Raw genomic sequence first — 7,417 nt, 5'->3', positions numbered from 1 at the left:
CGCCCGGCCCGCGAACTCCTGCTGGACCAGCAGCGGGAAGGTGAACGAGAAGCCGATGAAGGATCCGAAGGTGCCGATGTAGAGGAAGGACATCACCCAGGTCTGCCGGGCGCGCATGGCCAGCCTGTAGGAGACCCCGTCCGGTTTGGCCGAGGTGAGGCTGTCCATCCGCAGCCAGGCCGCCGCCGCGGCGACGATCAGCAGCGGCATCCACATCAGGGCCGCGTACGCGAGCTGGAGGCCGGTGCCCAGGTGGATGACCACCGGCACGACGAGTTGGGCGACGGCCACCCCCAGGTTGCCCGCGGCGGCGTTGATCCCGAGCGCCACCCCCTTCCTGCTCTCGGGGAAGAAGAAGGAGATGTTGGCCATGGAGGCGGAGAAGTTCCCGCCGCCGAGACCCATCAGGGCCGCGGTCAGCAGGAAGAACCAGTACGGCGTGCGCGGGTCGCTGACCGCGACCGCGAGCATCCCGGTGGGCACCAGCAGCACCAGCGCGCTGAGGGCCGTGAAGCCGCGCCCGCCGAACCGGGGCACCGCGAACGTGTAGGGGACGCGCAGCGCCGCCCCGACCAGGTTCGGCACGATCAGCAGCCAGAAGGTCTGCGTGACGTCGAAGCGGAACCCGGCCTGGCCGAGGTAGGTCACCACGACGCTCATCAGGATCCACACCGAGAACCCGAGGTTCTCCGCGAGGATCGACAGCGCCAGGTTGCGGACCGCGATCGGCCTGCCGGTACGCCGCCAGAACGCCGGGTCGTCGGGCTCCCAGTGGTCGATCCACCGACCGCCGTGCCGATTCATGAAGCCTCCTGTTCCCGGCCGGCCAGCCAGCCGGCGATGCCGCGTAGCAGTGGCACGCAGGTGCCGCAGCCCGTCCCGGCCCTGGTCCTGGCGGACAGCTCGGCCGCGTCGGCCGCGCCCGTCCGCCAGGCGGCGGTGAGCTGGGCCTTGGTGACGTGGTTGCACCGGCAGACCGTCGCGGTGTCCGCGAGCGTCGCCGGATCCTGTGCCGGGGCGGCGGGCGGCAGCGCCCGGCCCAGCAGCACGGCCAGCCGGTCTTCGGGAACCGGCACGTCGTTGGTGTAGTAGTAGGCGGCGGACGCGGCGGCGTCGGGCAGCCCGAGCATGATCGCGGCGCGCACCCGGTCGTCGCGCAGCACGAGCTTGGCGTACCGGCCGCGGGCCGGGTCGGACAGCCGCAGCGCCTCGTCGATCTCGTCGTCGGGATCGGTGGTCGTCTCGCCCATCGCGGTCAGGTCCACGCCGCGGGCCTTCAGCCGGGTCACCACGGTCGTGCCCCGGTACCTGGCCTGCGGGTCCGTGCCGGTCAGCAGGCCGGCCAGTACGTCGGCCTGCTCCCAGGCGGGCTCCACCAGCCCGGGCGTCGCGCCGGGGTGCCGGGCGACGTCGCCGATCGCGTACACGGCGGGGTGGGCGGTGCGCAGCGTGTCGTCCACGACGACACCGCCCGCCATCGGCAGCCCGGCGGCCTCGGCCAGGCCGGTCCGCGCCCGCACCCCGGCCGCCACGACCACCAGTTCGGCGGGGACGTGGCTGCCGTCGTCGAGTTTGAGCCCGTCGCCGGGCAGGTAGCGGGCGGCGGTCCGGCCGATCCGGAACCTGACCCCGTGCCGGGTCAGCGCCTTGGCGAGGACGGCTCCGGCCTCGGTGTCGAGCTGGCGTTCCATCAGGTGACCCACCGGGTGGACCACGGTGACCGCGCAGCCCCGGACGGCCAGCGAACGGGCCGCCTCCAGGCCGAGCAGGCCGCCGCCGATGACGGTGATCGGCACGCCGGGCCGGGCGTCGGCGGAGATCCGCAGGCAGTCGGCCAGCGTGCGGAACGCCACCACGCCCCGGGCGGGCGTGCCGTCCTCGCCGGACAGGCCCTCGGTGGGCGGGATGCGCGGCTCCGCGCCGGTGGCCAGCACCAGCGCGTCGAACGGGATCTTCGCGCCGCACGCGGTGCCGACCGTGCGCGCGGCGGTGTCGATCGCGCGGGCCTCGACGCCTTCGCGCAGGTCGATGTGGTGGTCCTCGGCCCAGCCCTGCGGGTACAGCGTCACCGACGCGGCGCTCATCGTGCCGGCCAGCACGCCGGGCAGCAGCACCCGGTTGTAGGCGGGGCCGGGTTCGGCCCCGAGCACGGTCACTTGGACCCGCTCGCCGTCCGGGTCGCGCCGCCTGATCTCGTCGGCCAGCCGCATCCCGGCCATGCCCGCGCCGACGATCACCACCGCGCGCGGGCTCACGCCGCCCTCCCCTCATCGGGCGGGCCATCGGCCGGTGCGGCTTCCAGCCGCACGGCGCAGACTTTGAACTCCGGCATCCGGCTCACCGGGTCCAGGGCCGGGTTGGTCACCAGGTTGGCCCGGTGGTCGCCGGGAAAGTGGAACGGCAGGAACACCGTGTCCACCCGGGCCGTGGGCGTGTGCCGTACCGTGGCACGCACCCGGCCGCGCCGCGAGACGACCACCGCGGGGTCGCCCTCGTCCAGCCCGTGCCGCCGGGCGGTGTCCGGGTGGACCTCGACGAACATCTCCGGCTCCGCCGCCACCAGCGCGTCGATGTTCCTGGTCTGCGCGCCGGACTGGTAGTGCGCCAGCACCCGGCCCGTGGTGGCGGTCAGCGGATAGTCCGCGTCGGTGGGCTCGGCCGGCGGCCGGTGGGTCACCGGGACGAACCTGGCCCGCCCGTCCGGGTGGGCGAAGCGGTCCAGGAACGGCCGCGGCGTCCCGGGGTGGTCGGTGTTCGGTACCGGCCAGTGCAACTGCTCCCCGGCCCGCAGTCGGTCGTAGGTGACGCCGTGGTAGTCGGCGACGCCGCCGCGGGCGGCCTCGCGCAGCTCGGCGAAGACGGTCTCGGGGTCGGTGGGGAAGCGCTCGGCGGGCTGCCCCAGGCGGGTGGCCAGGCCGTGCAGCACCGCGAGGTCCGAGCGCACGCCCGGGGGCGGCGCGACGGCGCGGCGGCGCAGCAGTACCCGGCCCTCCAGGTTCGTCATGGTGCCCCCCTCCTCGGCCCACTGGGTCACCGGCAGCACGACGTCGGCCAGGGCCGCCGTCTCCGAGCGCACGATGTCGGCGACGACCAGCAGGTCCAGCGCCGCGAGCCGGTCGCGCACCCGCGTCGAGCGGGGGGCCGACACCGCGACGTTGCTGCCGAACACCAGCAGCGCCCGTGGCCCGTCCGCGGTGCCGAGGGCGTCCAGCAGCTCGTAGGCCGACCGGCCGGGACCGGGCAGCGTGCCGGGATCGACCCCCCAGACGCGGGCGACGTGCTCGCGGGCCGCGGGGTCGCGGATCGAGCGGTACCCGGGCAGTTGGTCGGCCTTCTGTCCGTGCTCCCGGCCGCCCTGGCCGTTGCCCTGCCCGGTTAGGCAGCCGTGGCCGGAACCGGCCCGGCCGGGCAGGCCGAGGGCGAGCGCCAGGTTGATCCAGGCGCTGACCGTGTCGGTGCCCTTGGCATGCTGCTCGGCCCCGCGCCCGGTCAGGATGTAGGCGTTGCGGGCCCCGGCCAGCCGTCCGGCCACCGCGCGCTGGTCGGCCACCGCCACACCGGTGACCCGCTCCACCCGCTCCGGCCACCAGGCCGCCGCCGCGCGCCAGGCGTCGGCGAACCCGGTGGTGCGTTCGGCCAGGTAGTCCTGGTCGAGGTGGCCGTCCTCGACGACGCAGTGCAGGATGCCCAGCGCCAGCGCCAGGTCCGTGCCGGGGGCGGGCCGCAGGTGCAGGGCGGCCCGTTCGGCGGTCGGGGTGGCGCGCGGGTCGATGACGATCAGCCCGCCCGAGTCGGCGCAGGGCGCCAGGTGCCGCATGAACGGCGGCATGGTCTCGGCCGGATTGGCCCCGGCCAGCACGATGGTGTCGGCCGCGCGCAGGTCGGCGACCGGGAAGGGCAGTCCCCGGTCCATGCCGTACGCCCGGTTCGCCGCGGCGGCGGCCGACGACATGCAGAACCGGCCGTTGTAGTCGATCTGCGACGTGCCGAGCGCGACCCTGGCGTACTTCCCGAGCAGGTAGCAGACCTCGTTGGTCAGCCCGCCGCCGCCGAAGACGGCCACGCCGTCCGGGCCGTGCTCGGCGCGCAGCCGGGTCAGCTCGGCGGCGATCAGGTCCAGCGCCGCGTCCCAGCTCGCCGGTCGCAGCCCGGTGCGGCCACGGACCAGCGGCGTGGTGAGCCGCGCGGGCGAACGTAACAGGTCGGCGGACGTCCAGCCCTTCACGCACAGGGCGCCGTCGTTGACCGGGAAGCGCCTGGCCTCGATGCTCGGCGGCCCGCCCGCTGTGGTGGCGATCCCCATTCCGCATTGCAGGGCGCAGTAAGGGCAGTGCGTGGGGGCGACGGTGGTCGTACCGGTCACGATGGCCTCCAGGGCGCATCCGGGGGTACGGACTTCAGGCGATGCCCGCGACCGTCGCGTCGCGGACGTCCACGTCCATCACCACGCTGACGTCCCGGCCCAGGCCGAGCACCAGCATCTCCAGCCGGCCCATCAGCTCATGGAAACCGGACGGCCGCAGCGCCTGCGCGCCGTCGCAGAGCGCCTGCTCCGGCTGCGCGTGCACGTCGATGAGCAGCGCGTCCGCGCCCGCCGCCACGGCGGCCAGCGAGACCGGCGCGACCAGGTTGGGCCGGCCGGTGGAGTGGCTGGGGTCCACCATGACCGGCAGGTGGGAGCGCTGCTTGAGCAGGGCGACTGCGGAGATGTCCAGGGTGAAGCGGGTGGCGTGCTCGAAGGTCCTGATCCCGCGCTCGCACAGGATCACCTGGTCGTTGCCGGCCGCGAGGATGTACTCCGCGGCGGACAGCGTCTCGTCCACCGTGCAGCCGAACCCCCGCTTGAGCACCACGGGCCGCCCCGTCTCGCCCACCTCGCGCAGCAGCTCGAAGTTCTGCATGTTGCGCGCGCCGATCTGGAACGCGTCGGCGATCTCGGCGACGCGCTCGACGTGGCGGGTGTCCACGACCTCGGTGAGGATGGGCAGGCCGGTCTTCTCCCTGGCCTCCTGGAGGAGGTCCAGGCCCGACCACTTCAGGCCGTGGAAGGCGTACGGCGAGGTGCGGGGCTTGAACGCGCCGCCGCGCAGGCCGACCACGCCGTTGCCGGCGGCGACGGCTCCGACCACGGCGTCCATCTGCTCGCGGCTCTCCACGGCGCACGGGCCGGCGAAGACCGCCAGCCTGCCGTCCCCGATCCGCGCCGGGCCGATGGACACGACGGTGCCTTCCGGCCGGATCTCGCGCCTGGACAGGCGCACGCCGCCACCGGCGCGTACCGTGGCGACCGGGCGCGGCAGCCCGGCCGGGGCCGTGATCTCGGCCGTCTCGGCCGCCGCGATCACCGGGGTGGGGCCGAGCCGGAGCAGCGACGGGCCGCCGCCGCGCGCGGCCAGCAGCGCGAGCCATTCGTCCAGCTCGGCGGGCTGCGCGGAGGGCTGAAAGACATAGAGCATCTCGGAACTGGGCATGGCGTGGCCTTTCCTGCCAGGGCGGGGAAACGCAGAAGGGGCAGGCGTCGGGCCTGCCCCTTCGGGGTCCGTGGAGGTGCCGGGGTCTAGGTGAAGTCGAACCCGCCCGTCCGCGAACGCTTGAGCTCGAAGAACTTGGGATAGGAGGCCAGCTCTCTGGCCGCGTCGAACAGACGGCCGGCCTGCTCGCCCCGGGGGATCGCGGTCAGCACGGGCCCGAAGTAGGCGGTGCCGTCGATGTGGATGGTCGGGGTGCCGACCTCGTCGCCGACGGGTTCCATGCCTTCGAGGTGGCTCTTGCGCAGGGCCTCGTCGTACTCCTCGGACGTGGCGGCCTCGGCCAGCCCGGCGGGCAGCCCGACCTCGGCCAGCGCCTCGGCGATCACCGCGGTGAGGTCGCCGTTGTCCTGGTTGTGGATGCGCGTGCCCATGGCCGTGTAGAGGTCGCGCAGCACCTCCTCGCCGTGGTGGCGGGCGGCGGCGATGCACACGCGCACCGGCCCCCAGGCCCGGTCGCACAGGTCGCGGTACCACGGCTCGAGCTCCCGGTGCTCGTTGAGCACCGAAAGGCTCATCACCCGGAAGCGCAGGTCGATGTCGCGGATCCGCTCGACCTCCAAGATCCACCGGGAGGTGATCCAGGCGAACGGGCAGACCGGGTCGAAGTAGAAGTCGACCCGCGCCCTCGTCGCGGTGTTCCCGGAGTCATCGGTCATAGTGCTCCAATCAGCTTCAAAAACGCGTCGCCGGCCTCGGGGAGGCCGATCGTCACCCGCACGCCGTCGCCGGGGTAGGCGCGGACATGTACATTTTCCGCCGCGCAGGCGGCGGCGAAGGCGGCGGTGCGCTCTTGCAGCGGCGCCCAGACGAAATTGGCCTCGCTCGGCGCGACCGGCACGCCGTGCGCCAGCAGGGCGGCGCGGACCCGCTCGCGCTCGGCGATCGTCTGGTCCACCCGGGCCATCAGCTCGTCGTGGGCGCGCAGCGACGCGCGGGCGGCCACCTGGGCCAGGTGGCTCACGGTGTACGGCAGGCGGGTCTTGCGTATCTCGGCCGCCACCGCGGGGTGGCCGACCAGGTAGCCCACCCGCAGCCCGGCCAGCCCGAACGCCTTGCTGAAGGTGCGGACCACCACGACGTTGGGATGGGCGGCGAGCAGGCCGAGGCCGTCGGGCACGCCCGGGTCCCTGACGTACTCGTGGTACGCCTCGTCCAGGACCACCAGGCAGTCGCGCGGCACCCGGTCCAGGAAGCCCTTCAGTTCCTCGTCCCGCACGGTGGTGCCGGTGGGGTTGTTCGGGTTGCAGACGACGACGATCCGGGTGTCCGGGGTGATCGCGTCGGCCATCGCGGCCAGGTCGTGCCGCTCCTCCTGAAGGGGCACGGTGACCGGACGCAGGCCGGCCAGTTTGGCGAGGGTGGGGTAGGCGTCGAAGGAGCGCCAGGCGTGGACGATGTCGGTGCCCGGCTCGCCCGCCGCCTGGAACAGCATCTGCAGGACGCCGACCGAGCCGCAGCCGACCGCCACCTGATCGGTCTCCACCCCCAGCCAGGCGGCGATGTCGGCGGTGAGGGCGGCCACGCCGTAGTCGGGGTAACGGTTGACCTCGCCGGCCGCCTCCGCTATCGCGGCCACCACGGAAGGCAGCGGCCCGAACGGCGACTCGTTGTTGGCCAGCAGAATGGGCGCGCGGTCGTTATCCGGACCGGCGGGCGCGGCCCGATGGCCGCTGACCTCGGTCAGCACGGAACGCAATCTGGGTAATATGACGCTCATCATCGCTCCTTGGAGCGGAATCGGCTCCCCGGTGGAAATGCGGGGCTTTTGGGGCCCCGGTGGGGGAGGCGGGCACAATGGTGCCACGGGAAAAGTGTGACACTACGTCGGGCGGCGGGTCAACACCCTCTTCGGGGTTGTTCGCAGGTTTGTTCGGAGGGCTGCCGGA

General features: G+C 73.7%; 6 protein-coding genes. All 6 read right to left on the bottom strand.

The genetic code is table 11. The annotated features are described in order from the left end of the window. A partial coding sequence (locus tag C1I98_RS09790) for an MFS transporter (protein ID WP_146607349.1) occupies positions 1–804 on the bottom strand: 804 nt, incomplete at its 3' end. After that, the gene (locus C1I98_RS09785) at positions 801–2,255 is read right to left on the bottom strand and encodes an FAD-dependent oxidoreductase (RefSeq protein WP_111166767.1); all 1,455 of its coding nucleotides are present in this window, start codon (positions 2,253–2,255) and stop codon (positions 801–803) included. The genes C1I98_RS09790 and C1I98_RS09785, both read right to left, overlap by 4 nt. After that, positions 2,252–4,363, bottom strand: a complete 2,112-nt coding sequence (locus C1I98_RS09780) for a molybdopterin oxidoreductase family protein (RefSeq protein ID WP_267898029.1) — start codon at positions 4,361–4,363, stop codon at positions 2,252–2,254. Before C1I98_RS09780 ends, C1I98_RS09785 begins: the two co-directional genes overlap by 4 nt. 34 nt (positions 4,364–4,397) lie before the next feature. Then, positions 4,398–5,471, bottom strand: a complete 1,074-nt coding sequence (gene aroF, locus C1I98_RS09775; RefSeq protein WP_111166763.1) for a 3-deoxy-7-phosphoheptulonate synthase — start codon at positions 5,469–5,471, stop codon at positions 4,398–4,400. An 86-nt stretch (positions 5,472–5,557) separates the two neighbouring features. Continuing rightward, positions 5,558–6,187: a mycothiol-dependent nitroreductase Rv2466c family protein gene (locus C1I98_RS09770; RefSeq protein ID WP_111166761.1), complete on the bottom strand. Its 630-nt coding sequence runs from the start codon at positions 6,185–6,187 to the stop codon at positions 5,558–5,560. After that, positions 6,184–7,251 carry a histidinol-phosphate transaminase gene (gene hisC, locus C1I98_RS09765; RefSeq protein WP_111166759.1) on the bottom strand — a complete coding sequence of 356 codons (1,068 nt, stop codon included), beginning with the start codon at positions 7,249–7,251 and terminating at the stop codon, positions 6,184–6,186. The genes C1I98_RS09770 and hisC overlap by 4 nt, the downstream gene beginning before the upstream one ends. Positions 7,252–7,417: the final 166 nt, after the last annotated feature.

It is taken from the genome of Spongiactinospora gelatinilytica, assembly GCF_003236385.1.
Classification (GTDB): domain Bacteria; phylum Actinomycetota; class Actinomycetes; order Streptosporangiales; family Streptosporangiaceae; genus Spongiactinospora; species Spongiactinospora gelatinilytica.
Note: the sequence above shows the minus strand (reverse complement) of the source record. Positions and strands in the feature narration are given on the sequence as shown.